General features: G+C 63.9%; 19 protein-coding genes and 4 pseudogenes. 11 read left to right on the forward strand and 12 right to left on the reverse strand.

All coding sequences use genetic code 11. From position 1 onward, the window contains the following. Positions 1 to 209: 209 nt before the first annotated feature. From DRB87_RS17710 to purN, 3 genes and pseudogenes are all read right to left on the reverse strand, one after another. A pseudogene (locus DRB87_RS17710) lies at positions 210 to 1,603 on the reverse strand (mechanosensitive ion channel family protein). A gap of 46 nt (positions 1,604 to 1,649) precedes the next feature. Further along, positions 1,650 to 2,920, reverse strand: a pseudogene (locus DRB87_RS17715) (RsmB/NOP family class I SAM-dependent RNA methyltransferase). A gap of 194 nt (positions 2,921 to 3,114) precedes the next feature. Next, on the reverse strand, positions 3,115 to 3,765 hold the full coding sequence (purN, locus tag DRB87_RS17720) for a phosphoribosylglycinamide formyltransferase (protein ID WP_130026837.1): 651 nt from the start codon (positions 3,763 to 3,765) through the stop codon (positions 3,115 to 3,117). Positions 3,766 to 4,003: 238 nt separating this feature from the next. On the opposite strand from purN, the gene DRB87_RS17725 reads away from it, so the two are divergent. From DRB87_RS17725 to dut, 7 genes are all read left to right on the forward strand, one after another. Further along, positions 4,004 to 4,996, forward strand: a complete 993-nt coding sequence (locus tag DRB87_RS17725; RefSeq protein WP_130026838.1) for a bifunctional riboflavin kinase/FAD synthetase — start codon at positions 4,004 to 4,006, stop codon at positions 4,994 to 4,996. A 159-nt stretch (positions 4,997 to 5,155) separates the two neighbouring features. Beyond that, complete coding sequence (gene ileS, locus DRB87_RS17730) at positions 5,156 to 7,993, forward strand: isoleucine--tRNA ligase (protein WP_130026839.1); 2,838 nt, start codon at positions 5,156 to 5,158, stop codon at positions 7,991 to 7,993. Then, a complete protein-coding gene (gene lspA, locus DRB87_RS17735) occupies positions 7,993 to 8,538 on the forward strand; it encodes a signal peptidase II (protein ID WP_206100035.1) in 546 nt (181 codons plus the stop codon). The genes ileS and lspA overlap by 1 nt, the downstream gene beginning before the upstream one ends. A 76-nt stretch (positions 8,539 to 8,614) precedes the next feature. Continuing rightward, complete coding sequence (gene coaBC / locus DRB87_RS17740; protein ID WP_130026840.1) at positions 8,615 to 9,826, forward strand: bifunctional phosphopantothenoylcysteine decarboxylase/phosphopantothenate--cysteine ligase CoaBC; 1,212 nt, start codon at positions 8,615 to 8,617, stop codon at positions 9,824 to 9,826. 180 nt (positions 9,827 to 10,006) lie between these two features. Continuing rightward, entirely contained in the window at positions 10,007 to 11,227 is a 1,221-nt protein-coding gene (locus tag DRB87_RS17745) for an MFS transporter (protein ID WP_130026841.1), read from the forward strand. A 56-nt stretch (positions 11,228 to 11,283) separates the two neighbouring features. Next, positions 11,284 to 12,318 carry an LLM class flavin-dependent oxidoreductase gene (locus DRB87_RS17750; protein WP_130026842.1) on the forward strand — a complete coding sequence of 345 codons (1,035 nt, stop codon included), beginning with the start codon at positions 11,284 to 11,286 and terminating at the stop codon, positions 12,316 to 12,318. 86 nt (positions 12,319 to 12,404) lie between these two features. Next, entirely contained in the window at positions 12,405 to 12,851 is a 447-nt protein-coding gene (dut, locus tag DRB87_RS17755; protein ID WP_130026843.1) for a dUTP diphosphatase, read from the forward strand. A gap of 91 nt (positions 12,852 to 12,942) precedes the next feature. Here dut and clpA read toward each other — a convergent pair whose 3' ends face one another. Beyond that, positions 12,943 to 15,240, reverse strand: coding sequence for an ATP-dependent Clp protease ATP-binding subunit ClpA (gene clpA / locus DRB87_RS17760; protein ID WP_017232770.1), 2,298 nt, complete (start codon positions 15,238 to 15,240; stop codon positions 12,943 to 12,945). Next, a complete protein-coding gene (clpS, locus tag DRB87_RS17765; RefSeq protein WP_010807118.1) occupies positions 15,237 to 15,551 on the reverse strand; it encodes an ATP-dependent Clp protease adapter ClpS in 315 nt (104 codons plus the stop codon). The genes clpA and clpS overlap by 4 nt, the downstream gene beginning before the upstream one ends. A gap of 438 nt (positions 15,552 to 15,989) precedes the next feature. Here clpS and cspD point away from each other — a divergent pair, with 438 nt between their 5' ends. Continuing rightward, positions 15,990 to 16,196, forward strand: coding sequence for a cold shock domain-containing protein CspD (gene cspD / locus DRB87_RS17770; protein ID WP_017232769.1), 207 nt, complete (start codon positions 15,990 to 15,992; stop codon positions 16,194 to 16,196). Positions 16,197 to 16,789: 593 nt separating this feature from the next. Here cspD and DRB87_RS17775 read toward each other — a convergent pair. From DRB87_RS17775 to DRB87_RS17795, 5 genes and pseudogenes are all read right to left on the reverse strand, one after another. Continuing rightward, a complete protein-coding gene (locus DRB87_RS17775) occupies positions 16,790 to 17,104 on the reverse strand; it encodes a non-heme iron oxygenase ferredoxin subunit (protein WP_130027940.1) in 315 nt (104 codons plus the stop codon). 13 nt (positions 17,105 to 17,117) lie between these two features. Continuing rightward, the gene (locus tag DRB87_RS17780) at positions 17,118 to 17,591 is read right to left on the reverse strand and encodes an aromatic-ring-hydroxylating dioxygenase subunit beta (protein WP_130026844.1); all 474 of its coding nucleotides are present in this window, start codon (positions 17,589 to 17,591) and stop codon (positions 17,118 to 17,120) included. A 12-nt stretch (positions 17,592 to 17,603) separates the two neighbouring features. Continuing rightward, the gene (locus tag DRB87_RS17785; RefSeq protein WP_240756047.1) at positions 17,604 to 18,893 is read right to left on the reverse strand and encodes an aromatic ring-hydroxylating dioxygenase subunit alpha; all 1,290 of its coding nucleotides are present in this window, start codon (positions 18,891 to 18,893) and stop codon (positions 17,604 to 17,606) included. A gap of 74 nt (positions 18,894 to 18,967) precedes the next feature. Continuing rightward, a pseudogene (locus tag DRB87_RS24340) lies at positions 18,968 to 19,156 on the reverse strand (naphthalene 1,2-dioxygenase); the annotation flags it as partial. Between the two features lie 168 nt (positions 19,157 to 19,324). Continuing rightward, positions 19,325 to 20,157: pseudogene (locus tag DRB87_RS17795) on the reverse strand (2Fe-2S iron-sulfur cluster-binding protein); the annotation flags it as partial. 166 nt (positions 20,158 to 20,323) lie between these two features. Between DRB87_RS17795 and DRB87_RS17800 the strand changes: the two are divergent. After that, entirely contained in the window at positions 20,324 to 21,235 is a 912-nt protein-coding gene (locus tag DRB87_RS17800) for a LysR family transcriptional regulator (protein WP_130026845.1), read from the forward strand. 27 nt (positions 21,236 to 21,262) lie between these two features. On the opposite strand, the gene DRB87_RS17805 is transcribed toward DRB87_RS17800, so the two are convergent. Beyond that, positions 21,263 to 22,006 carry an SDR family oxidoreductase gene (locus DRB87_RS17805; protein WP_130026846.1) on the reverse strand — a complete coding sequence of 248 codons (744 nt, stop codon included), beginning with the start codon at positions 22,004 to 22,006 and terminating at the stop codon, positions 21,263 to 21,265. A 108-nt stretch (positions 22,007 to 22,114) separates the two neighbouring features. Between DRB87_RS17805 and DRB87_RS17810 the strand changes: the two genes are divergently transcribed. Both DRB87_RS17810 and DRB87_RS17815 read left to right on the forward strand, forming a co-directional pair. Continuing rightward, positions 22,115 to 23,038 (forward strand): LysR family transcriptional regulator, encoded by a 924-nt coding sequence (locus tag DRB87_RS17810; protein WP_130026847.1) that lies wholly within the window; start codon positions 22,115 to 22,117, stop codon positions 23,036 to 23,038. 163 nt (positions 23,039 to 23,201) lie between these two features. Next, a complete protein-coding gene (locus tag DRB87_RS17815) occupies positions 23,202 to 23,630 on the forward strand; it encodes a hypothetical protein (RefSeq protein WP_130026848.1) in 429 nt (142 codons plus the stop codon). A gap of 74 nt (positions 23,631 to 23,704) precedes the next feature. On the opposite strand, the gene icd is transcribed toward DRB87_RS17815, so the two are convergent. After that, entirely contained in the window at positions 23,705 to 24,958 is a 1,254-nt protein-coding gene (gene icd, locus DRB87_RS17820) for an NADP-dependent isocitrate dehydrogenase (RefSeq protein ID WP_130026849.1), read from the reverse strand. Positions 24,959 to 25,033: the final 75 nt, after the last annotated feature.

Here is a 25,033-nt window from a genome sequence, read left to right on the forward strand (position 1 = left end):
TCTTGAGCTCGCTTGACGCTTGGATTCGCTGAAGATCGGCAAGTTGCTGAATGCCGGGGCGAGATGGGCGGAAAACGTGCCAGTGAACGTCGGGTTTTTATGGTTTGGCAAGCATTTTACCTGACGGACTGACGCCCGTGTGTAACGTCCCCGCCACGCATTTTGTCGCAGGTCAACCCGCTGCCCCGGGGAAAAGCATCAATTCCGGGCTATGCGGGCCGCTTGACGCCGTCTTCGGCCTGCTGTGGCGCGAGTTCAGACGATTCTGCCGGCAACGCCGGCGGATGCGCACCGCCGACCGACATGCCCTCGGTCCAATCATTCAGAATGCGTATTTCGCGCTGCGCATACGGAATTTCAATACCGTGCTCGCGAAATGTGCGCCAAATCCGCAAATTGATCTCGGAACGAATCGCGCCACTGCCCTGAGCCGGATCTTGCACCCAGAAGCCCATTTCGAGATCCATCCCATCCGCGCCGAAGTTCAACAACAATGCCGAAGGCGCCGGATCGGCCAACACGCGGGGAATGCCCACGGCCGCCTTGAGCATCAGCGACATCGCCAGTTCGACATCGGCACTGTAAGCCACCTGCACGTTGACCTTGGCGCGCCCGCGGGTCTCGGTAAACGAGTGATTCTGGACGACGTTCGTCACCAGTTGCTCGTTCGGCACCAGGGCTTCAACGCCGTCCAGCCCACGAACGACCGTATAGCGTGTATTGATCTGCGAAACGGTGCCGTGATACGGGCTGACCGTGATGAGGTCGCCAATGCGTACCGAGCGGTCGAGCAAGATGATGAAGCCCGACACGAGATTCGACGCGATCTTCTGCAAACCGAAGCCCAGCCCCACGCCAAGCGCGCCGCCGAACACCCCGAGCACCGTAATGTCGATGCCGACGAACGACAGCGTCGTGAGCACCGCGATCAGCGTCAGCACGCCTTTGACCAGCCGCGAGAGCACCACCTTCAGATTGCCGTCGAGCGTGGCCGTGCGCATGATCCGGTCTTCGATCAGCGCCCCCACCCACATCGCCAGCACGAGCGTCACGCCGATCCAGAGCAGGCCGGAGAGGATCGAGAGCAACGTCAGATGGCTCGCCCCACGGCGAAGCGCACGCTGGCGAGCCACTTCAGAATGTCGTCGTGGACACCGAGCACGTACGCCAGCATCGACAGCCAGGCGAGTGTCGTGATAACGCGCTCAAAGACTTTCAGCAGCCCCGACGCGTGAGGAGAAGAGGCGAACAACCGGCGCGCGAGATAGAACGCCAGGTAGATGAGCGCAGTGCCGAAGAGCGGCACCTCCGCGAGCATGAGCAGCGAGACGTGCGTGTAGTCCTGAAGCACCACGCGCGTGAGCGCCACGCAGATCCAGCCGAAGATCGGGAAGAAGGCGCGACGCAGGCTCGACGACCCCGCCCGGCGCGCCGGCGCGACACGCTCGAAATGACGGTCGAGCCGGCCGATCATCCAGCGCCGCAGCACGAAGGCGACGACGAGCGCCCCCGCGAGCGCCACGACCTGCCAGACGATCTGCGGTTCGCCGACGTCACGCACGACGTCCCGCACCAATCTCGCGAAAGCCGGACTTTCCTGCATCGCTCTCTCTCGTCTTGTTTTTGGTTAGCCGACGCCGAGCACGGCGTTACGCCGGACGTCGCTCGAACACGGCGGCGAAAAAGCCGTCGGTCGCGTGGCGGTTCGGCAGCAATTCGAGATACTCGCCCGTGTCGATGTCGATTTTCTGCGCCGCCAGCAACGCATTCGCCGGTAACAGCGTGAAATCCGGATGTGCGGCGGCAAACGCCTCGGCGATGGCACTGTTCTCTTCGCTCAGCAGGCTGCACGTAGCGTACACGAGACGGCCGCCCGGCTTCACCAGACGTGCTGCGCTCGCGAGGATCGACGCCTGCTTTTGCGTGAGTTCCGCGACCGACTGTGGCGACTGACGCCATTTCAGATCCGGATTGCGACGCAGCGTGCCAAGCCCACTGCAAGGGGCGTCGACCAGCACGCGGTCGATCTTGCCCGCCAGACGCTTGATCTTGCTGTCGTTCTCGCTGTCGATCATGACCGGATAGACGTTCGACAGGCCGCTGCGCGCCAGACGCGGCTTCAGCTTCGCCAGACGCTTTTCCGAGATGTCGAACGCGTAAAGGCGGCCCGTCGAACGCATCTGCGCGCCGATGGCGAGCGTCTTGCCGCCGGCCCGGCGCAGAAGTCGACGATCATCTCCCCGCGACGCGGCGCGACCAATTGGCACAGCAACTGGCTTCCCTCGTCCTGGACTTCGATCGCACCGGAGACGAACAGCGGATGCTTTTGCAGTGCAGGCTTGCCGGCCAGACGAATGCCGTTGGGCGCGAACGGCGTCGGTTCGGCCGAAAAGCCGTCCGCACGCAGTTGCGCGAGCACATCGTCCCGGTTCGCCTTGACCACGTTCACGCGGCAGTCGAGCGGCGCGGGCTGGTTGAGGGCGGCGGCGAGCGCTTCGAGCTCAGTGCCGTCGAATCGCTTGGCCAGACGCTCGTAGAGCCATTCCGGCAAATTGGTGCGCACGCGTGCAGACAGACTTGCCGGGTCGATCTGACCGACATGCTCGAGCCACGAGACTTCATCGGGCGTTGCCACCAGTTGCACCGACGCCAGACCGCGCGTGAACGCCAGCCCGAGCAGTGCCAGGCGTCGCTCCAGCGGCCCGGAGCCACTGCCTGCGTGCTGACCGAATTCGAGCTTGCGGCGCAGAATGGCGAAGACCGTTTCCGCCAGCACACCGCGCTCGCGGTGGCCCAGCTTGGCGTTGGCGCGGAAGTATGTGCTCACGAGCGTATCGGCCGGGCCGCTGAACGTCAGCACGCTGCCGAGCAGGCGTTGCGTGTGTTCGAAGAGTGCGGGCGACAGGTGCTCGCCGCGCATGCGGGCCGTCTCGGCGGGCGGCGCCTCCGGGCGGCGATCGTTGCGTGAACGGTCGTAGCGGTCAGGGCGGACATATCGCTCCTGACGCTCTCCCGCCTGCCCGCCCTTTGACGGCTGACGGGTATCGGTGGATCGGCCACCGGCGCGATGACCGGATTGATTGGCGCCATCGCGGCGCTGTGTCGGGCGGGTGCTCATGCGTCCTCACCAAAAAGCCATTGCGGATCGGGCGTGCCGTCGGCCCCGGGCGTGATCGTCACGCGGCCATCGGCCACGACCAGACGATCTTCCACGAACCAGCGCACGGCGCGCGGATAAATGATGTGTTCGAGCGGCAGAATGCGCTCGGCCAGCGTCTCGGGGGTGTCTCCTGTTCGCACCGGCAAGGCCGCCTGCAGAATGTACGGGCCGTGATCGAGCTCGGCCGTGACGAAATGCACGGTTGCACCAACGACCTTGCAGCCGGCATCGAGCGCACGGGCGTGCGTTTGCAGACCCGGGAAGGCAGGCAACAGCGACGGGTGAATGTTCAGGAGTCGGCCGGCGTAGTGCTCGGTAAAGGCCGGCGTGAGAATGCGCATGAAGCCGGCGAGCACCACCACATCGGGCTGATGGCGATCGATCTCGGCGGCAAGTTCGGCGTCGAACGCCTCGCGCGTCTTGCCCTGGCTGGGCACCACGGCCGTTGCGATGCCGTTTTCCTGGGCGAATGCCAGGCCTTCGGCGTCGGCGCGATTGGTGATGATGGCCGCCACGCGGGCCGGCCAGCCTTCTGCGGTACAGGCACGGACGATGGCCTGCATGTTGCTGCCTCGTCCGGAAATCAGGATGACAATGTTCTTCATCGCAGGATTTTATCATTGGTGCGACGCACCAGACACGTGGCATTGACCGCGTCGTACGCCGCGATGGCCGCGAAGCGTTTATAATTCAACGTTCTGCGGCGCCGCAATGTCGGATCGGCCGTCCTGCGCCGCCCTGGGCTCGCCCCGTCGCCGCAGGCCGGTGGGTCTTCGCAACCGCGCCGCGCGGGATTATCCACCAACGCTCAACTCGACGTCCTGACCTGACGCTTCCATTATCGTGCGAGTCTTCCGGGGTCTACCCAACGCGCAGAGCAAAGCGCCCTGCGTGCTGACGATCGGCAATTTCGACGGCGTGCACCTGGGCCACCAGGCGCTGCTCGCCCGCGTTCGCGCCTCGGCGGCCGCACGCGGCCTGCCGGTTTGCGTGATGACGTTCGAGCCGCATCCCCGCGAGTATTTCATGCCCGACCGGGCGCCCGCGCGCATTTCCAACCTGCGCGACAAGTTCGAGGCGCTTCGCTCGCATGGGGTCGACCGACTGGTGGTGGAACACTTCAACGCCCATTTCGCCGGCCAGTCGCCTGAAGACTTCGTGCGCAACATCATCGTCGACGGGTTGCACACCCGCTGGCTGCTCGTGGGCGACGACTTCCGCTTCGGCGCGAAACGCGCGGGCGACATCGAATATTTGCGCGATGCCGGCCGTCGCTTCGATTTCGTCGTCGAACAAATGCCGACCATCGCGCACGACGGCGTGCGGATCTCCAGTTCCGAAGTGCGCACGGCGCTCGCCGACGGCAATTTCGAGCGCGCCCATGCGCTGCTCGGCCGTCCGTACGCGATCACGGGCCATGTCGTGCATGGCATGAAGCTCGGCCGCAAGCTGGGCTTCCCAACGCTCAATCTGCGCATCGCCCACAAGCATCCGGCGCTCACGGGAATTTTCGTCGTGCAGGTGCATGGCCTGGCGGACCGACCGCTGCCCGCCGTGGCCAGCCTGGGTTGGCGCCCGACGGTGGACGATTCCGGGCGCGTGCTGCTCGAAGTCCACCTGCTCGATTTCGACGGCGATTGTTATGGCAAGCTGGTGCGTGTGGAATTCTTGCAGAAGCTGCGTGACGAAGCCAAATTCGACGGGCTGGCCGAACTGGAAGCCGCCATCGCGCAGGACACGCGCGAGGCGCGCGCCTACTTCGCGCATGCGCTGGATGCCAACAGCCCAAGCGCACGACGCGACTTTGCCACCTCGGCCACCGACCGAATTAGTTGATCTTCGCCCGCGTGCGCCGGCGCCCAGCGCCTCGCGCGCGGCCCGCCGCCGCCACTGGCACCTGCCCGGGCGTTGCCGCTTCCGGCCCACAAGGCCCGCCTGCAACGCCAACGGCGCGAGCGCCCTACACCCGACATTCCAAATTCGTAGCGAAGCCCCATGAGCGAAAAGAAAGCCCCGAGCAAATATCCCGTCAACCTGCTGGACACGCCGTTCCCGATGCGCGGCGACCTGCCCAAGCGCGAGCCTCAGTGGGTCAAGCAATGGCAGGACAAGAAGATCTACGACAAGATCCGCCGCGCAAGCAAAGGCCGTCCGAAGTTCATCCTGCATGACGGCCCGCCGTATGCCAACGGTGACATCCACCTCGGCCACGCGGTCAACAAGATCCTCAAGGACATGATCGTCAAGGCACGCAGCCTGGCGGGCTTCGACGCCGCCTATGTGCCGGGCTGGGATTGCCACGGCATGCCGATCGAAATCCAGATCGAAAAGCAATTCGGCAAGCACCTGCCGGTGCGCGAAGTGCAGGAAAAGGCGCGCGCCTACGCGGCGGAACAGATCGAACGCCAGAAGCCCAACTTCAAGCGTCTGGGCGTGCTCGGCGACTGGGACAACCCGTATAAGACCATGAACTTCTCGAACGAAGCGAACGAGCTTCGTGCGCTCGCGAAGATCATGGAGAACGGCTACGTCTACCGTGGTCTGAAGCCGGTGAACTGGTGCTTCGACTGCGGATCCGCACTCGCCGAAGCGGAAGTCGAGTACAAGGACAAGACCGATCTGGCCATCGATGTCGGCTTTGCCTTCGCCGAGCCGGAGAAAGTCGCGAAGGCCTTCGGCCTGCCGAAGTTGCCGCGCGAGGACGGCCACATCGTCATCTGGACGACCACCCCGTGGACGATCCCGTCGAACCAGGCGCTCAATGTTCACCCGGAAGTCGAATACGCGCTGGTCTCGACCGAGCGCGGCCTGTTGATTCTGGCAAGCGAACGCGTTGAAGACTGCCTGAAGACTTACGGCCTGCACGGCGACATCATCGCGCGCACGAAGGGCGAAGCGCTCTCGCTGATCCGCTTCCGTCACCCCTTGTCGACGGCCGACGCCGGCTACGAGCGCACCTCGCCGGTCTATCTCGGCGACTACGTGACGACCGAGACGGGGACGGGCATCGTCCACTCGGCCCCCGCCTATGGCGTGGAAGACTTCGTGTCGTGCAAGGCGCATGGCATGTCCGACGCGGATATCCGCATGCCGGTGCTGGGCGACGGACACTATCAGGACAGCCTGCCGCTGTTCGGCGGCCAGTCGATCTGGGACGCCAACCCGCAGATCGTCGAAGCGCTGCGCGAAGCCGGTACGCTGTTCCACTCGTTCAAGTACACGCACAGCTACATGCACTGCTGGCGTCACAAGTCCCCGATCATCTACCGCGCGACCAACCAGTGGTTCGCCGGCATGGACGTGAAGCCGGTCGACGGCGCGCCGGGCGGCGGCAAGACCTTACGCGAGATCGCGCTCGCCGGCATCGAAGCCACCGAGTTCTTCCCGGCGTGGGGCAAGCAGCGTCTGCACAACATGATCGCGCACCGCCCGGACTGGACGCTCTCCCGCCAGCGCCAATGGGGCGTGCCGATGGCCTTCTTCGTGCACAGGGAAACCGGCGCGCTGCATCCGCGCACCCCGGAACTGCTCGAAGCCGTGGCCAAGCGCGTGGAAACCGAAGGCATCGAAGCGTGGCAAACGCTCGACCCGGTGGAGCTGCTCGGCGACGAGGCCAAGGATTACGTGAAGAACCGCGACACGCTCGACGTGTGGTTCGACTCGGGCACGACGCACTGGCATGTGCTGCGCGGCTCGCACGCGCATGAGCTGGGCTTCCCGGCCGACCTGTATCTGGAAGGCTCGGATCAGCACCGCGGCTGGTTCCATTCGTCGCTGCTCACGGCCTCGATGATCGACGGCCGCCCGCCGTACAAGGCGCTGCTCACGCACGGCTTTACGGTCGACGGTCAGGGCCGCAAGATGTCGAAATCGATCGGCAACACGATTCTGCCGCAAGACGTCGCAGACAAGCTCGGTGCCGAAATCATCCGCCTGTGGGTGGCGTCGACCGATTACTCGGGCGAGCTGTCGATCTCGGACGAAATCCTCAAGCGCGTGACCGAAGGGTATCGCCGTATTCGTAACACGCTGCGCTTCCTGCTCTCGAATCTGGCCGATTACGACCACGCGAAGCACGCGCTGCCGGCCGACCAGTGGCTGGAAATCGACCGCTACGCCGTGGCGTTGGCCCAGTCGCTGCAAACCGAAGTGCTCGGCCACTACGACCGCTACGAGTTCCATCCGGTCGTGGCCAAGCTCCAGACGTTCTGCTCCGAGGACCTCGGCGGCTTCTACCTCGACATTCTGAAGGATCGTCTGTACACGAGCGCGCCGGACTCGCCGGCCCGCCGCGCAGCCCAGAACGCCCTGTACCACATCACGCATGGCCTGCTCAAGCTCATGGCCCCGTTCCTGTCGTTTACGGCCGAAGAAGCATGGCAGGTGTTCCAGCCGGGCAATGACACGATCTTCACGGAGACGTACTACGCTTATCCGGACGTCGCGGAAGGCTCGCGTCTGCTTGAGAAGTGGTACCTCCTGCGCACGGTGCGCGGCGACGTCACCAAGGCGCTCGAAGAGGCACGCGCGGCGGAGCAGATCGGTTCGTCGCTGCAGGCCGAAGTCGACGTGCGCGTCTCGGGGCGCAAGTACGAGGTGCTGGCGAGCCTCGGCGACGACCTGCGCTTCGTGCTGATCACGTCGGCGGCGGCCGTCACCCAGGTGGCGACCGAAGCCGACGAAGGCGTGATCGTCACGCCGTCCTCGCACCAGAAGTGCGAGCGTTGCTGGCACTATCGTGAAGACGTGGGCGCAGACGCGGCCCATCCCACCCTTTGTGGCCGCTGCGTGTCGAATCTGTTCGGCAGCGGCGAACACCGGAGCGCGGCATAATGGCAAGCAAGGCAGGCGCCCGTACGGGCGCACGACGCAGCAATGGCAATGGGGGCGCGCGGGGCGGCGCCGCTTATGGCTTGGCCCCGTGGCTTGGGGTCGCGGTCATCGCGATCCTGGTCGATCAGGTCACCAAGCTGACGATTCTGAAGACGTTCCAGTACGGCGAGTTTCATCCGCTGACGTCGTTCTTCAATCTGGTGCTGGTGTACAACAAGGGCGCGGCGTTCAGCTTCCTGGCAGCCGCAGGCGGTTGGCAGCGCTGGTTCTTCACGCTGCTCGGCCTGGTGGCGGCGACCGTGATCATCTTCCTGCTCAAGCGCCATAACGGCCAGAAGATGTTCTGCCTGTCGCTCTCGCTGATTCTGGGCGGCGCGCTGGGCAACGTGATCGATCGCGTGATCTACGGCCACGTGATCGACTTTCTGGACTTTCACGTCGGCGGCTGGCATTGGCCGGCGTTCAACATGGCCGACTCGGCCATTTGCGTGGGCGCTGTACTGCTGGTGATCGACGAGCTGCGACGCGTACGGCGCGGCAAATAGCGCACCGCGGATCGAGGCAAAACACCGTCGCGGCGCCCAGGAGGCGCCGCGCAGCACTTTGGAGGAGGCACTCCCTATGGATCGCGGTGAACTTGCGGGCAAGACCATCGTTCTCGGCCTGACCGGCGGCATTGCCTGCTACAAGTCGGCCGAACTCACCCGGTTGCTCATCAAGGCCGGTGCGACGGTGCAGGTCGTGATGACCGAGGCCGCCACGCAATTCATCACCCCGCTCACGATGCAGGCGCTCTCGGGCCGCCCGGTCTTCACCAGTCAGTGGGATGGCCGCATCGACAACAACATGGCGCACATCGACCTCTCGCGCGAGGCCGACGCCATTCTCATCGCCCCGGCCTCCACCGACTTTCTCGCCAAGCTCGCGCACGGCATGGCGGACGATCTGCTGTCCACGCTGTGCGTGGCGCGCGATTGCCCGCTGCTGGTGGCGCCCGCGATGAACCGTCAGATGTGGGCCAACCCGGCCACTCAGCGCAATGCGGCGACGCTGCGCGGCGATGGCATCGCGATCCTCGGCCCCGGCAGCGGCGAGCAGGCCTGCGGCGAAATCGGCGACGGGCGGATGCTCGAACCGGAGGACCTGTTCGAGGCGCTTGCCAGCTTCTTCCAGCCCAAGCGACTCGCCGGGCGCCGCGTGCTTATTACCGCCGGCCCGACTTTCGAGCCCATCGACCCGGTTCGCGGCCTGACCAACCTGTCCAGCGGCAAGATGGGCTTCGCGCTCGCGCGTGCCGCGGCGCAGGCCGGTGCCGAGGTGCTTCTGATCGCCGGCCCGTGTGCGCTGGCGACGCCCTACGGCGTCACGCGCCGCAACGTCCAGACGGCGCAGCAAATGTACGACGCCGTGATGTCCGACATCTCGCACAACGACATCTTCATCGCGGTGGCCGCCGTAGCCGATTGGCGCGTGCGCGATGTGGCCCGTGACAAGATCAAGAAGGCGGGCGACGCCGACGTGCCGACGCTCGAATTCGTGCAGAACCCCGACATCCTCGCGGCCGTCGCGCAGTTGCCGACGCCGCCCTACTGCGTGGGGTTCGCGGCCGAGTCGGGCGATCTGGAGACGCATGGCGCCCAGAAGCGCAAACGCAAGCAGGTGCCGTTGCTCGTCGGCAATCTCGGGCCGGCCACGTTCGGGCAGGACGACAATGAGGTCATCCTGTTCGACGAGGCCGGGCAGCAACACCTGCCGCGTGCCGACAAGGCGTCGCTCGCCCAACGCCTGATCGCCGAAATCGCCGCCCGGCTTCCCTCGCGCGCGCCGGGCTGACGACCGTCTGCGCCAAACCACACACCGCACACCGTCTCACCGGTGTCTCGTCTGTCATCGTCGTTGTCCGGCGACGCTGACAGACTGACGGCAACGCTCGACGTCACGGCCTCAGCGCTGCGGCCCTTCGGCCCTTCCGCCGTCGACCCTCGAAGGCCATCGCAAACAATAACAAGCCAAATGACGCAACCTCCTACCTCCGCGCGGCCCGCCGTCAGTGTCTACGGAACCCTGAGCATGCTCGCCGCAATCATGTTCTTCGGTTTCATGACGATCGGCATGCCGCTGCCCGTGCTGCCGGTCTACGTGCACGAAACGCTCGGCTACGGCGCCTTCGTGGTGGGCGTGACCATCGGCATCCAGTCGGTCGTCACATTGCTGCTGCGCTCCTACGCCGGACGCACCGTCGACACCCGCGGCCCGCGCCGCGCCGTGCTGACCGGCCTGTGCGGCTGCGGCGCGGCGGGCGTGCTCTATCTGGCGGCGTCGATGGTGCCGCACCCGGCACTTGCGCTGGGCATTCTCATCGCGGGACGCGTTGTGCTCGGCTTCGGCGAAAGCCTGATCCTGACCGGCGGCATGTCGTGGGGCATCGGCCTGCTCGGCGCCGCCCACGCCAGCAAGGCGATTTCGTGGCAAGGCGTGTCGATGTACACGGCGATCGCCATCGGTGCGCCGTTCGGGGCCTACCTGCTGCAATCGGCGGGCTTTACGGCGGTCTCGCTGGTGAACATCGCGCTGCCCGCCATCGCGTTCGCGATCGCGCTGCGTCTGCCGGCAGCCGCGCCCATTGGCGGGAATCGCCTGCCGTTCTTGCGAGTGGTGGGGCTGGTATGGCGCCCGGGACTGGCCATGACGCTGGGCAGCATCGGCTATGCCGTCATTGCCGCGTTCATCACGCTTTACTATGCGAGCCACGGCTGGTCGGGTGCCGCGTTCGCGCTCACGCTCTACAGTGCGTGTTTTATCGGCATGCGGATCGTGCTCGCGCACGCCGTCGATCGATTCGGCGGACGCCGAGTGGCCATGGCCTCGCTCGTGTTCAGCGCCATCGGCCAGTTCCTGCTGTGGGGCGCGGTGAACCCGGATATGGCCCTCGTGGGCGCCGGACTCACCGGCGTGGGCTTCTCGCTGGTCTTCCCGGCCCTCGGCGTGGAGGCGCTGCGTCAGGTCCCGCCGCAGAACCGCGGCGCGGCGCTGGCGGCGTACTCGGCATTCTTCGATCTGGCGCTCGGCCTGATCGGTCCGATGGCCGGACTCGTCGCCAACTATTTTGGCTACGCCTCGATCTTTTTGTGCGGTGCCCTCGGTGGCATCGTGGCGATACTCATGATTGCGCGCCTGCCGCACGCAGGCCCGGTCGCGACTCCGGCGGATTCGTCCGCCGGCAGCGGCCACTGATTTCGCATCACTACGATGTCGATGGTCCGACGCCGTCGACCTGGAGCCTCGAACTCATGACGACTACGGCCGCGGCACGCATCAAGCTGTCGATCCTCGACCAAACCCCCGTAATTCACGGCCACAGTGTGGCGGACGCCATCGCAGCGACCGTGGAACTGGCGCAAGCCGCCGACGACCTGGGCTATACGCGCTACTGGTGCGCTGAGCATCACGGGTTGCGTGGTGTGGCCAATCCGGCACCGGAGGTCATGATCGCCCGGCTCGCCAGCGTGACGAAGCACCTACGGGTCGGCTCGGGCGGCGTCATGCTGCCGTACTACAGCCCGTTCAAACTGGCCGAGCAGTTTCTGATGCTAGAGGCGTTGTTTCCGAATCGCATCGACCTTGGCGTCGGACGTGCCCCCGGCGGCGACATGCGCACGGCGCGCGCCGTTGCGAAAGGGCCGTACGACGCCGGCGAGCACTTCCCGCAACAGGTGGCCGAGCTGGCCGGCCTATTCAACGACACGCTGGCCGACGATCACCCATACCGCGATGTGCTGCTTCAGCCGGCGGTGGCGACACGCCCCGAGCTGTGGGTGCTGGGTTCGAGCGAGTTCGGCGGGCTGCTTGCCGCGCAGCTCGGCCTGCGCTACTGCTTCGCCCACTTCATCAATGCCCATTATGGCCATCGTGTTACGCAGGCGTACCGCGAGCGCTTCACGCCGGGCGCGTTGAGCAAACCCTATTGCGCCGTGGCGCTCTTCGTCATCTGTGCCGATACCGACGCCGAGGCCGAAGCCCTGGAAGCCGGCGTAGACCTTCGGCGCGTGCAGATGGCTTACGGCATGAACGAGCCGATTCCGAGCCTTGAGCAAGGCGCGCAGGCCACGGCGCAGTATCGTGAACGGGAGTTGTCCGTGATCGCGCGCGAGAAGCCGCGTAGTATCATCGGCACCCCGGAGCGCGTGACCGAACGCGTGCTGGTGTTGCAGGAACAGTTCGAGGCCGACGAGATTGTCGTGCTGACCGTGGCCGGCAGTTATCGCGCCCGGCTGCGCTCACATGAACTGCTCGCGCAAGCGTTTTCGTTGCGCAGCGCCGACTGACGGGCACCGGGGACGCGCCCGCCTGTGCGCGAAGCGTCCCCGGCCGCATTTTTCGACAGCCATCCCCCATCCAACGCCATACGACCATGAACCTCGACGTCAAGATTCTCGACGAACGCCTGCGCTCGCAGCTGCCCGCCTATGCCACGCCCGGTAGCGCCGGGCTTGACCTCAGGGCGTGCCTCGACACACCGATGACCATTGAACCGGGACAGACGGTGCTCGTGCCGACGGGGCTGGCGATTCATCTGTCCGATCCCGGCTACGCCGCGTTGATCCTGCCGCGCTCGGGCCTCGGCCACAAACACGGCATCGTGCTTGGCAATCTGGTGGGACTGATCGACTCGGATTACCAGGGCCAATTGATGGTCTCGACCTGGAACCGAGGTCATGTGCCGTTCGTCCTGAATCCGTTCGAGCGTCTGGCGCAACTGGTGATCGTGCCGGTCGTGCAGGCCACGTTCAACCTCGTCGACGAGTTCCCCGAGAGCGATCGCGGCGCGGGCGGTTTCGGCAGCACCGGCAAGCACTGACGCCACGCGGCCGCGGCGCGCCCCGGCCGACGAGGACCCAAAAAAAGCGCCGCATGAAGCGGCGCTTTTTCATTGGGCGATGCCTTGACGATTACTCGACTTCGGCCGCTTCCGGTTCGGCACGGGCGTTGCCATCCTGCGGGAAGGACAGTTGTACCTGATCATGCTCGTCCAGATTCACGGTGACGCGCCCGCCGCTGGTCAGACGACCGAACAGCAACTCGTCGGCCAGCGCACGACGGATCGTGTCCTGAATCAAACGCTGCATCGGACGCGCCCCCATCAGCGGATCGAAGCCTTTCTTCGCCAGGAACGCGCGCAGCTTGTCGGTGAAGACCACTTCGACCTTCTTCTCGTGCAACTGGTCTTCGAGCTGGATGAGGAACTTGTCGACCACGCGCAGGATGATCTGTTCGTCGAGCGGCTTGAAGCTGATGATCGCGTCCAGACGGTTGCGGAACTCCGGCGTGAACATGCGCTTGATATCGGCCATTTCATCGCCGGCCTGACGCTCGTTCGTGAAACCGATGCTCGCGCGGTTGATCGTCTCCGCGCCCGCATTCGTCGTCATGATGACGATGACGTTACGGAAATCCGCCTTGCGACCGTTGTTGTCGGTGAGCGTGCCGTGGTCCATCACCTGGAGCAGCACGTTGAAGATGTCCGGGTGCGCCTTCTCGATTTCGTCGAGCAGCAGCACGCAATGCGGCTTCTTCGTGACGGCTTCGGTGAGCAGCCCACCCTGGTCGAACCCCACATACCCCGGGGGCGCGCCAATCAGACGACTCACCGCGTGACGTTCCATGTACTCCGACATATCGAAGCGGATCAGCTCGATGCCCAGCGTGAACGCGAGCTGCTTCGCGACTTCGGTCTTGCCGACACCGGTCGGGCCCGAGAACAGGAACGCGCCGATCGGCTTGTCCGTCTTGCCCAGCCCGGCACGCGACATCTTGATCGCGGCCGACAAGGCGTCGATGGCCGGGTCCTGCCCGAACACCACGCTCTTGAGGTCGCGGTCGAGCGTCTGGAGCTTGCCGCGGTCATCGGCCGACACACTCTGCGCCGGAATGCGCGCGATCTTCGACACGATGTCCTCGATCTCGCCCTTGCCGATCGTCTTCTTCTGCTTGGACTTCGGCAGAATGCGCTGGGCGGCGCCGGCTTCGTCGATCACGTCGATGGCCTTGTCAGGCAGGTGACGGTCGGTGATGAACTTGGCGGACAGCTCGGCCGCGGCCGACAGCGCACTCGACGAGTACTTCACGCCGTGGTGCTCTTCGAAACGCGACTTCAGCCCACGCAGGATCTGCACCGTCTGCTCGACGGTCGGCTCGTTCACATCGATCTTCTGGAAGCGACGCGACAACGCGGCGTCCTTTTCGAAAATGCCGCGATACTCGGTGAAGGTCGTGGCGCCGATGCACTTGAGCTGCCCCGACGACAACGCCGGCTTGAGCAGGTTCGAGGCGTCGAGCGTGCCGCCCGACGCGGCGCCCGCGCCGATCAGCGTATGAATCTCGTCGATGAACAGAATCGCGTTGTTGCGCTCCTTGAGTTCCTTGAGCACCGCCTTCAGGCGTTGCTCGAAGTCGCCGCGATACTTCGTGCCGGCGAGCAGCGCGCCCATGTCGAGCGAGTAGACTGTGGCGTCCTGCAGAATCTCGGGCACTTCGCCGCGCGTCACGCGCCAGGCGAGGCCTTCTGCGATGGCGGTCTTGCCCACGCCGGCTTCGCCGACGAGCAGCGGGTTGTTCTTGCGGCGGCGGCAAAGCACCTGCACCACGCGCTCGACTTCCGCCTCGCGCCCGATGAGCGGATCGATCTTGCCGTCGCGCGCCAACTGGTTGAGGTTCTGGGTGTACTGCGCGAGCGGGCTTTCCTTGGCGTTCGCCCCCTCTTCCCCTTCGGCACTGCCTTCGCCGGCCTTGGCCGACTCGCCGGGCGCGCCCGTCTTGGTAATGCCGTGAGAGATGAAATTGACGACATCCAGACGCGTCACGCCCTGCTGCTGCAGGTAGTAGACCGCGTGGGAGTCCTTTTCACCGAAGATGGCGACCAGCACGTTGGCGCCCGTCACTTCCTTCTTGCCGTTGGAAGTCGATTGCACGTGCATGATGGCGCGTTGAATCACGCGCTGGAACCCGAGCGTGGGCTGTGTGTCGACCTCGTCGCTACCCGGCACCGTCGGCGTATTGTCGGCGATGAAGTTGCGCAGGTTCTGCCGTAAATCCTCAAGATTTGCGGCGCAGGCGCGCAACACTTCGGCAGCGGTCGGGTTATCCAACAGGGCGAGCAACAGGTGCTCGACCGTGATGAATTCGTGTCGTGCCTGGCGCGCTTCCATAAACGCCATGTGCAGGCTGACTTCCAATTCCTGGGCAATCATGCTTCCTCCATCACGCACTGCAGCGGGTGCCCGGACTGCCTTGCATGGCTAACAACTTGCTCAACTTTGGTCGCCGCGACGTCGCGCGTAAAGACCCCACAAACTCCCCTGCCCTCTCGGTGAACCTTGAGCATGATCTGCGTGGCAGACTCCCGGTCCTTATTGAAATATTCCTGAATGACCATCACCACGAATTCCATCGGGGTGAAATCGTCGTTCAACAGTACCACCTTGTACATCGATGGCGGCTTGAGCTGTTGCTCCTGCCGCTCCTGTACGGTGTCGTCATGCGTTGTCGGTAAGGTTGCCATACGTGGATTCTAAACAACTCCCGGGTTCAGCAAGCCATCGGCGTCCCGATTGCCGCCTGCCGTCCGGTCGTCCACCGGAATGCCAACACTCGTCGTTACGCGCGTTGTCCAGCAAGGCACCGCAGCCCCGACCACCGGGGCGTGCCACACCCATATGAGTCAGCTTAACCCAAATTTCAAGGGCGTGTCTCCGCAGGCCCGGCGCACGCACAAGCATCAGGGTAAAACCTGATCGAGCACAACTTCTATCGTTCAAAAAGGGCTTGACACTATTGGTAGTTAGCGAAAACAATCAACGTGGCGCTTTTCCTCAATAAGGGTTTTAAAAGAAAAGATGCCTGGGTGAGCCTAAGAAGCCGCCGCCAGCCGGCGGGATTTTCAGATGTGCTCGTTGTTGCGGTGATATGTAGTAGTCGTAATTGTTCAGGGGAAGTTCGTATGGCAACCGGTACGGTCAAATGGTTTAACGACGCCAAGGGTTTTGGATTCATCACGCCGGATGAGGGTGGCGAAGATCTGTTCGCCCACTTCTCGGCAATTCAGATGAACGGCTTCAAGACCCTCAAGGAAGGTCAAAAGGTGCAGTTCGAGGTCGTTCAAGGCCCGAAGGGCAAGCAGGCTTCGAACATTCAGGCGCCCGCCTGAGGTAGCGCCGCTCGTCGTATTGAAGACCCGGCTCCGGCCGGGTTTTTTATTGCGTCGCAACAATGCAACACGCGCCGGTGAATTTTGCGGTTCGCTTTGCGAATATCAAAGCCGACGCCGCATTCCACTCTGGCGCGGCAGCTTTTTGAAACTCGATGGCGTTTAATCCATTTGCTACCTGGCTTCATCGATATATTCCGCTCCACAATTAAAAGTGGACCGGACATTGTCGCTCTGCGGAAACCTATTACGCATCCGACCAATTTGACTCAGCATTCCTATACAGTCGGCCGGTCAACCGTCACTCAATCTTCGCGAGTTAAGTATCGGAATGAACGGGTTGTTTAAGGACTGTGCAAACCGAATCCGTGACAGCTATGCGATTTACGCATGAATATTATTTGTTTCATACGAAACAAAAATGCAACGAATGATTCTTCGTCATTTGAACGTCGCTCCCTCTCGTCGCGCTGACCATCGGCCCCGCCGCGGAAATGCGACGGGCCGCCCCGAACCCTCTCAAGTTCGATAGGCGGCCCGTGTAGTCGTGTTGCCCCAAGGCGGGGCAACGCACCGGTCTCACGGCAAAAGCGTTAGCTCAGATCGACGTAGACCTTATCGGCCTCGATGCGAATCGGATAGCGCCTCACTGCTGCGGTGAGCGGCGCGCACATCGCTGCGCCGGTTCGCACGTCGAACTTCCCCTGATGCAGAGGGCACTCGATCTCGTGCCCCTCGAGAAAGCCGTCGCACAGGCGGGCGTTTCCGTGTGTGCAGGCGTTGTCCGTGGCATACACCTCGCCGTCCACGCCGTACAGGGCAATCTCCCGTCCGCCCACGATCACGCCGATCACGTCGTCCTCGGGAATGGCGTCGCGCGACGCCGCCTCAATCCAGTTGCCGCTCATCATGTGCCTCGCTTCAGATCGGATAGATCAGCGAGTTGGGAATCATCTCGCTGTCGAAAATGCATTGGCGCGACGCGAATTTCCATCCGTCGCCCGTTCGTTTGACGATGTCCAGATAGCGCCCGACCGACAGAATGTCGGTGAGTTGATCCGGCTTCGTCCGAAATACCGCGTAGTTGGCCTCGACCTGAAGCGTGTCGTCGTCGAGTCGCCGAATCGCCGGCAGTCCGATCACGTGGCGCTGGTAGTAAGGGTCGTGGAACAGCGTGTCGCGAATCCCGTAGATGCGATCGCGCAGCATCCCCTTGCTCTCGAACGACAGGGTCGCCAGCGGCAGGCCCATCTCGAAGTTCTCGCGCGGCTGCACACGATACACGCAGTCATCCAGGAAGAAATCGGGCCAGGCATCCCACTGTTGCGCGTCGAGCGCCGCGGCGTAGGCCGCATTGAGGTCGACCACGGCCTGAAACGTTGCAAAATCCACCATCACGTCGTCTCCTCAAACGCCCATGACGCGGCGCCAATAGGCGTACATGCCGCGAATCAAGGTTTCCGTCACCATGTGTTCCGTGTTTTCCACGCCGGTGCCGCCCAGCTCCGCAATGGCGCGATGCCAGGGCTTCTGCGCGAACCCCTCCTGCGAACACTCGATGGCCTCGCCGTCGTCGGCCGACACGAATCCGGCCGGGCCGAACAGATTGGCCTGACGCAAACGGCGCTGCGTCATCTCCTCGGTGTCGTCTTCGAAACCGAAATGCGTCCAGACGAAGTCGAACGCATCGTGACCGCGCGGCTGGATGTGACGCGTCGATACCGAATTGACCTGCTGCTGCAGGATCACGCTGGGAAAGAGTGTCATGAGGACCGCTGTCGGCCCCTTCCACCAGTCTTCCTGAACGATGTCGAGAAAGCGCATGTCGTTGAGCGACATCGCCGCCTTGAAGCTCGACACGCCCGAGGTCACCTCCCCGCCGCCGCCCTGCCCCCGCGTGGACACCATCGCGGCGTGACGCCCGTGTTCGTCCATGACCAGACGCGACTTGTTATCGGCGCGCCACAACCCGAACGTGACGAACCAGGTGTGCAGTAGCCCTGGGTGGTACGGGTCCTTGATGTTCTCCTGCATCAGCTTCCAGTTCCCCGGAATGCGTTGTTTGTTGTAGCCGAGCAGTTTGAGCTTTCGCCCGTCGAACAGACGATCGAAGTAGGCGCAGATCTCCGGTCCGAGAAAGTCCTCGAGCGATTCGATGTCGTGATCGAACGACGCGAAGATCACACCGCCGCGCGTGGCGACCTTGAGCCGGGTGAGGCCGTGATCTTCCGGCTTGAAATCCTTCGGCATACCGCCGTTGACCTTGCCGTCCTGCTTCACGCCACGCCGGAACGGCACGCCTTGCAGATTGCCCTTGAGGTCGTAGTTCCACTGGTGATAGGGGCAATGGAAGTCCGTGCGGTTGCCGCGCTTCTCGCGACAGAACTTCATGCCGCGATGGGCGCAGACGTTTTCGACGACGTTGATGTCACCCGCGGCGTCTCGCGTCACGATCACGGAGCGCTCACCGATCACCGTGCGCTTGAAATCGCCCGGATTCGGCACCTCGGCTTCCAGCCCGACGTAATTCCAGTGGTTGCGGTAGAAACACGTCTCCAGCTCGCGCCGATACAGTTCCACGTCCGTATAGACGCGAAAGGGAATACGGCTCGAGCCCTCGGCGGGCCAGACGTCCGACGGCTGTGCGCCGGCGGACGGCGCCGGGTCGAACTCGGCGGTCTGCGATGTGGTACTCATGATCGTCTCCTGAGGGGGATGCGGGAAAGACCGGGAAGGCGCCAGTGCGCTGCTGGCGGGCACTTCACCGACTGTCATGCCGCCTTCGCGTAAAACGCGTCGGCGTAGATATGGGCGGCATCGATGCCGCGCTCGCGCAGCAGCCGGGTGGCGGCATCGACCATCGGCGGCGCGCCGCACAGATAGGCGCGCCAGCCCGAGAGCGCATCGGGGCCGACGTAATCGGCAGCGAGCGCGTGCGTGACATGTCCCAGGCGGAACCCCGGATTCAGTGCGTCGGGTGCGATGGATGCGTCGGGTTCGATGGGATCGATGGGATCGATGGGATCGATGGGTTCGATGGGTTCGATGGGATCGATGGGTTCGATGGGTTCGATGGGTGTGGTGGGTGTGGTGGGTGTGGTGGGTGCGATGGGCGCCATGGGTGCGCCCGGGGCGTCGGTCGTCGTCACGACATGCAGGCGAATGCCGTCGTGACGCGACGCGAGTTCGCGCAGCCACGCGAGCCCATACACGTCCGCCGGCGAGCGCGCGCCGACATAAATGTCGATGCGGTTGGTCATGCCACGGGCGAGCGCCCCGCGCACGATCGACAGCACCGGCGCCAAGCCGGTGCCGCCGGCGACGCAAAGCATCGGCCCGTCGTGCCGCGTGCGCAGATACGACGTGCCAAGCGGGCCCGACACCCGCACAGCATCGCCGACCTTGAGCTGTTCGTCGACATAGCCGGTCACGGCCCCACCGGGCACCCGGCGGATGTGAAATTCGAGCGTGTCGTCGGCATCGAGTCCGGCCATGGAATATGGCCGGATATGCGCGGGGTGAATTGCAGCGTGGCGTACTGACCGGGCGAGAAGCTGAGCGGCTTCGCCGTCCTGAGCACCAGGCGCTTGATGTCGTGGGTCAGTGGTTCGATCGCGAGCACCGTCGCCTTGAGAATTTTCGCGGGATGCACGACGACTTCATCGACATCCGGCAAGGCGATCTCGCAGTCACCGTGGACGGTCGACTGGCACGCGAGCACGTAACGCGCGGGGGATGGCGCGCTTCCCGCCAAGCCATCGCAATTGCCATCGTGATGACAATATTCGACGCCTTCGGCTTCGCGCACCTCGCCCGAAACGACGCGACAGCGGCAGGTGCCGCAACGTCCGGACAGGCAACTGTACGACACCGGGATCTGATGATCGGTGAGGGCTTTCAGCAAATTGTCGCCGGGCGCGACCTCGAAGCGTTCGCCGAGTGGCTGCACGTGAACTTGCATGGGGAGGGTCTCCGTTATGACGGCACCCGCCTCGGGCACCGCGCGTGGCGTTTGGACGCCGTTTGCAAGAAGCATCTCGCAAGCCGCGTTATAAACCAATAGAATTCAGGTTATACGGCCTATAAATTTCAGTGATTTAACTGAGCATCGAGACGCGTTCCTCCCCATGGACCTGCATTCCGTCGACCTGAACCTGCTGGTGGTCTTCCAGCATCTGTACAACGCGCGACGCGTGTCTCGCGTGGCAGAGACGCTTGGCGTGACGCAACCCGCGATCAGCAATTCGCTCGCGCGTCTGCGCAAGTTGTTCAACGACGAGTTGTTCATCCGCACATCGCGCGGCATGCTGCCGACCCCGATGGCCATCGAACTGGCCGAGCCGGTCGCCGCGGCGCTGGATGCGCTACATGGGGTCTTCAATCGTCAGCTCGCCTTCGATCCGGCAACGAGCCAGCGCGCGTTTCAAATCGCCATGACGGACATTGGTGAAGTGCACTTCCTGCCCAGGCTCATGCACGCGCTTGGCGAGCGGGCACCGGGCATTACGATCAGCACAGTGCGCAATACGGCGGTCAACTTGCAGGAGGAGATGGCGGCGGGTCAGGTGGATCTCGCCGTGGGACATCTGCCGGATCTGACGACGGAGTTTTTCCAGCGGCGTCTGTTTCGGCAGAAGTATGTGTGCATGTTTCGCCCCGGGCATCCGCTCGACCGACCGGCGACGGCGAGGATGGCGCGCGAGGATTTCGAGCACGCCGAGCAGGTGATGGTGGTCGCCGCCGGCACCGGGCACGGCCGGGTCGACGATTTCATGGCGCGCGCTCACGTACAGCGCAACATCCGGCTGCGCGTGCCGCACTTCGTCGCGCTCGCCGACATTCTGCACGCCACGGATCTCATCGCCACGGTGACGGAGAAGTTTGCCCAGCGCAGCGCGCAGCACTTCGGCTTGCGTTACGTCGACCATCCGCTGGACCTGCCCGACGTGCAGATCAACCTGTTCTGGCACGCGCGCTATCACCGCGAACCGGCAAGCCAGTGGATGCGCGCGCTACTGTTCGATCTGTTCTCGGAGTGAGGCGGCGGGCCGCCGCCCCGTTCCGAATCACGCGTTGAAACCGCCATCGATGGTCAGGCTGGCACCCGTTACGAAACCCGCCTCGTCGCTGGCGACATAAGCCACCATCGATGCGATTTCCTCGGGATGCGCATGACGCTTGAGCGCCATCAGGTCGTGCATCGTCGCCGCGAAATCCCCGGTGGCGGGATTCATGTCGGTATTCGTCGGGCCCGGCTGCACGTTGTTGACCGTAATGCCGCGCGGCCCAAGGTCACGAGCCATGCCCTTGACGAGGCCCACCAGTGCTGCCTTGCTCATCGCATACGTCGCGGCGCCCGCAAACGGCATGCGCTCTGCGTTGCACGAGCCGATATTGATGATGCGACCGCCCTCGCCCATGTGCGCGAGTACCGCCTTCGAGGCCACGAACACAGCGCGCACGTTCACGTCGAGCATGCGGTCGAACTCCTCCAGCGCGAGGTCGGCCACCGATGCCATCGAAAACACGCCGGCATTGTTCACCAGAATGTCGATCTTGCCGAGTGCGTGGGCGGCGTCGTTGATTGCCTGGGTCAGCGCGGTGGCATCTGCTGCATCCACATGCAAGGCCATGGCACGCCCGCCGGACGCCTGAACGCGCTCGACCAGATCCTGCGCCGCGGCCTTCGATCCCTTGTACGTGAACGCAACCGCCGCACCGCCATGCGCGAGCCGCTGCACGATCGCCGCGCCGATACCGCGCGAGCCACCTGTCACGAAAGCCACCTTGCCTTGAAAGTTCGTTGCCATCTCATTGCTCCATTCGGTTAAGAGGTGAAGCCAGTATCGCGGGCAAATTACGCCTCAACTAGACCATAATCCCTATCATCACTTTCAACTCCACGGAATAGATGAACGATGGACGCCTTGCATCTGATCGAATCATTTGTCCTGAGTGCGCGTGCGGGTAGTTTCTCGGCGGCCGCGCGACGACTGGGGATGACCCCTGCAGCGGTGAGCAAGAATGTGGCGCGGCTGGAGGGGCAGCTCGGCTTGCGGCTGTTTCACCGCAGTACTCGCAGCCTGACATTGACGGCGGGCGGCGAGCGATTCCTGCTGGATGTCGATGGCCCGTTCGCGGCCCTGAACGACGCCTTTTCACGTGCCGCCGAGCGCGAAAGCACCCCGTCCGGGATCCTCAAGGTGAGCGTGGCCCATGCCTTCGGCCGCCAGTATCTGGTGCCGCTGCTGGGCGACTTTCTTGCCCGCTATCCGGATGTCGTGCCGGATTGGCGATTCGACAACCGGGGCGTGGACGTAGTGAGCGAGGGCTTCGACGCCGCGATAGGCGGAGGCATCGAACTCACCCCCGGCGTCATCGCCCGGCGCCTGGCACCGACGTACGCCGTGATTTGCGCGTCGGCCGACTATATGCGCGCGCGTCAGGTGCCGGGGCATCCCGCCGAACTCGCGACGTTCGACGCGATCGTCCGGCGCTCCGGAACGTCGGGCCGGCTGCGCGCATGGGATTTGCGAAACGCGATCGGTGAGCGGGTCAACGTCGAGGCGCGAACCCGCATGATTTTCGACGACCCGGAGGCAATGGCGCACGCCGTCGCGCTGGGCTACGGCGTGGCGTTGCTACCGATGCCGCATGCCGCGCCCCTGCTCGCGTCCGGTCGCATTCAACGGCTGTTGCCGGGCTGGTTCGAGGAATACGGCGGGGTGTCCATCTACTATTCGAACAAGAAGCAGCTGCCGCTGCGGACACGCGTGTTCGTGGATCACGTTGTCCACGCGTTCGAAGCCCAACGCCTCGCCGCGTATTTCGACGGGCGGTGAGTGGCCTCGACAGCATCGCGCCCCCGTGCGCATGGCGACCCGACGCGCCCGTCCCTTGCGTTACGCGTACGCATGCACTGTAATGAAAGCGTTGTGCCGACGGCTTGTGCGGGCAAGGAGAACGCCCACGTGTCGGCCGCGAAAGGGGGTTGGGAGGTCCGGCATGGACACCACGACAACCGCATGGCGAGTCATGGTACTCGTCGCGTGCCTGCTGACGGCGGGCGCGGCGCATGCACAGTCGGCGTATCCTCCGCCGACCCTCGCGGTAAGCGTGGGCGTCGGCGAGAGGGTGGCGATCTGGGTGCAACCCAACTTCAGCGTGCTGTGCCGCTCGTTGGGCCAGCCGACGTTCGAACTCGACTCGACGCCCGCACTCGGTAAAGTCACGGCGGAATGGATCGACTACGTGGTTCCGGACGGACAACGCTGCGAGACGATGCATTTTCCCGGCATGGTCGTCTGGTATCAGGCGGGATCGTCGCCGGGCACGGACACCGTTGTCTGGACCGTCGGCTTTCCGCGCGAACTGACGAGCCGTGTCCCAAGCACCGGCGACCACCGCGTGAGCACCACCATCGTCGTGCACTAGGCCGAGCGCTCCCAGACGGAAGCGTCGGCGTTGCCAGGCGAGCGGCGGCAAATCAGCGGCAACCCCGTGGCGCGTTACATGTTGGCGATCATCACGTTGCCGAAGCCCGAGCACGACACCTGCGTCGCCCCTTCCATCAGGCGGGCAAAGTCATAGGTCACCTGCTTCGACAGGATCGACTTTTCCATCGACGCGATGATCAGATCCGCTGCTTCCGTCCAGCCCATGTGCCGCAGCATCATCTCGGCCGAGAGAATCTCCGACCCTGGATTCACGTAGTCCTTGCCCGCGTACTTCGGCGCCGTGCCGTGCGTCGCTTCGAACATCGCAACCGAGTCGGACAGGTTCGCCCCTGGGGCGATTCCGATGCCCCCCACCTGCGCGGCGAGCGCATCGGAGATGTAGTCGCCGTTCAGGTTGAGCGTGGCGATCACGTCATATTCCGCCGGTCGCAGCAGGATCTGTTGCAGGAAGGCGTCCGCGATCGAGTCCTTGATCGTGATCTCCTTGCCCGTCTTGGGGTTCTTCAGTTTGCACCATGGACCGCCATCGATCTCCGTCGCGCCGAATTCGTTTCTGGCGAGCGCGTATCCCCAATCGCGGAACCCACCCTCCGTGAACTTCATGATGTTGCCCTTGTGAACGAGCGTCACCGAGTCGCGGTTGTTATCGATCGCATACTGAATGGCCTTGCGCACCAATCGCTCCGTGCCCTCGCGCGATACCGGCTTGATACCGATGCCCGACGTCTTCGGAAAGCGAATCTTGGTCACGCCCATCTCGTCCTGCAGGAAGGCGATCAGCTTTTTCGCGCCGGCCGATTCCGCCTCCCACTCGATGCCCGCGTAGATGTCCTCGGAGTTCTCGCGGAAGATCACCATGTCGATCTTCTCGGGTTGACGCACCGGCGACGGAACGCCCTTGAAGTACTGCACCGGGCGCAGACACACATAAAGGTCGAGCTGCTGGCGCAACGCGACGTTGAGCGATCGAATGCCACCTCCCACGGGGGTGGTCAGCGGCCCCTTGATCGATACTACGTAGTCCTTGACAACCTGGAGCGTTTCATCGGGCAGCCATACATCCGGTCCGTAGACGCGCGTCGATTTCTCGCCGGCATAGACTTCCATCCAATGGATCTTGCGCTTCTCGCCGTACGCTTTGGCCACTGCCGCGTCTACGACCTTGAGCATCACCGGCGTAATATCCACGCCGGTGCCGTCGCCCTCGATGAACGGGATGATCGGATTGTCCGGTACGTTCAGGGAGAAATCCTGGTTGACCGTGATCTTCTCGCCGGCCGGGACCTTGATGTGCTGATACGACATGGTGGGCTCCAATGGGATGAATCGGACTGTGCGCGTCAAACGGAGCGAAGGATGCCACCGCTCGCCGCATTACGG

Source organism: Pandoraea sp. XY-2, from assembly GCF_004193915.1.
Classification (GTDB): Bacteria; Pseudomonadota; Gammaproteobacteria; order Burkholderiales; family Burkholderiaceae; genus Pandoraea; species Pandoraea cepalis.

Coding starts and splice junctions, on each gene's coding strand:
- purN (WP_130026837.1), bottom strand. CDS start 3,765: ATGAAGAACATTGTCATCCTGATTTCCGGACGAGGCAGCAACATGCAG.
- ileS (WP_130026839.1), top strand. CDS start 5,156: ATGAGCGAAAAGAAAGCCCCGAGCAAATATCCCGTCAACCTGCTGGAC.
- lspA (WP_206100035.1), top strand. CDS start 7,993: ATGGCAAGCAAGGCAGGCGCCCGTACGGGCGCACGACGCAGCAATGGC.
- coaBC (WP_130026840.1), top strand. CDS start 8,615: ATGGATCGCGGTGAACTTGCGGGCAAGACCATCGTTCTCGGCCTGACC.
- DRB87_RS17745 (WP_130026841.1), top strand. CDS start 10,007: ATGACGCAACCTCCTACCTCCGCGCGGCCCGCCGTCAGTGTCTACGGA.
- DRB87_RS17750 (WP_130026842.1), top strand. CDS start 11,284: ATGACGACTACGGCCGCGGCACGCATCAAGCTGTCGATCCTCGACCAA.
- dut (WP_130026843.1), top strand. CDS start 12,405: ATGAACCTCGACGTCAAGATTCTCGACGAACGCCTGCGCTCGCAGCTG.
- clpA (WP_017232770.1), bottom strand. CDS start 15,240: ATGATTGCCCAGGAATTGGAAGTCAGCCTGCACATGGCGTTTATGGAA.
- clpS (WP_010807118.1), bottom strand. CDS start 15,551: ATGGCAACCTTACCGACAACGCATGACGACACCGTACAGGAGCGGCAG.
- cspD (WP_017232769.1), top strand. CDS start 15,990: ATGGCAACCGGTACGGTCAAATGGTTTAACGACGCCAAGGGTTTTGGA.
- DRB87_RS17775 (WP_130027940.1), bottom strand. CDS start 17,104: ATGAGCGGCAACTGGATTGAGGCGGCGTCGCGCGACGCCATTCCCGAG.
- DRB87_RS17780 (WP_130026844.1), bottom strand. CDS start 17,591: ATGGTGGATTTTGCAACGTTTCAGGCCGTGGTCGACCTCAATGCGGCC.
- DRB87_RS17785 (WP_240756047.1), bottom strand. CDS start 18,893: ATGAGTACCACATCGCAGACCGCCGAGTTCGACCCGGCGCCGTCCGCC.
- DRB87_RS17800 (WP_130026845.1), top strand. CDS start 20,324: ATGGACCTGCATTCCGTCGACCTGAACCTGCTGGTGGTCTTCCAGCAT.
- DRB87_RS17805 (WP_130026846.1), bottom strand. CDS start 22,006: ATGGCAACGAACTTTCAAGGCAAGGTGGCTTTCGTGACAGGTGGCTCG.
- DRB87_RS17810 (WP_130026847.1), top strand. CDS start 22,115: ATGGACGCCTTGCATCTGATCGAATCATTTGTCCTGAGTGCGCGTGCG.
- DRB87_RS17815 (WP_130026848.1), top strand. CDS start 23,202: ATGGACACCACGACAACCGCATGGCGAGTCATGGTACTCGTCGCGTGC.
- icd (WP_130026849.1), bottom strand. CDS start 24,958: ATGTCGTATCAGCACATCAAGGTCCCGGCCGGCGAGAAGATCACGGTC.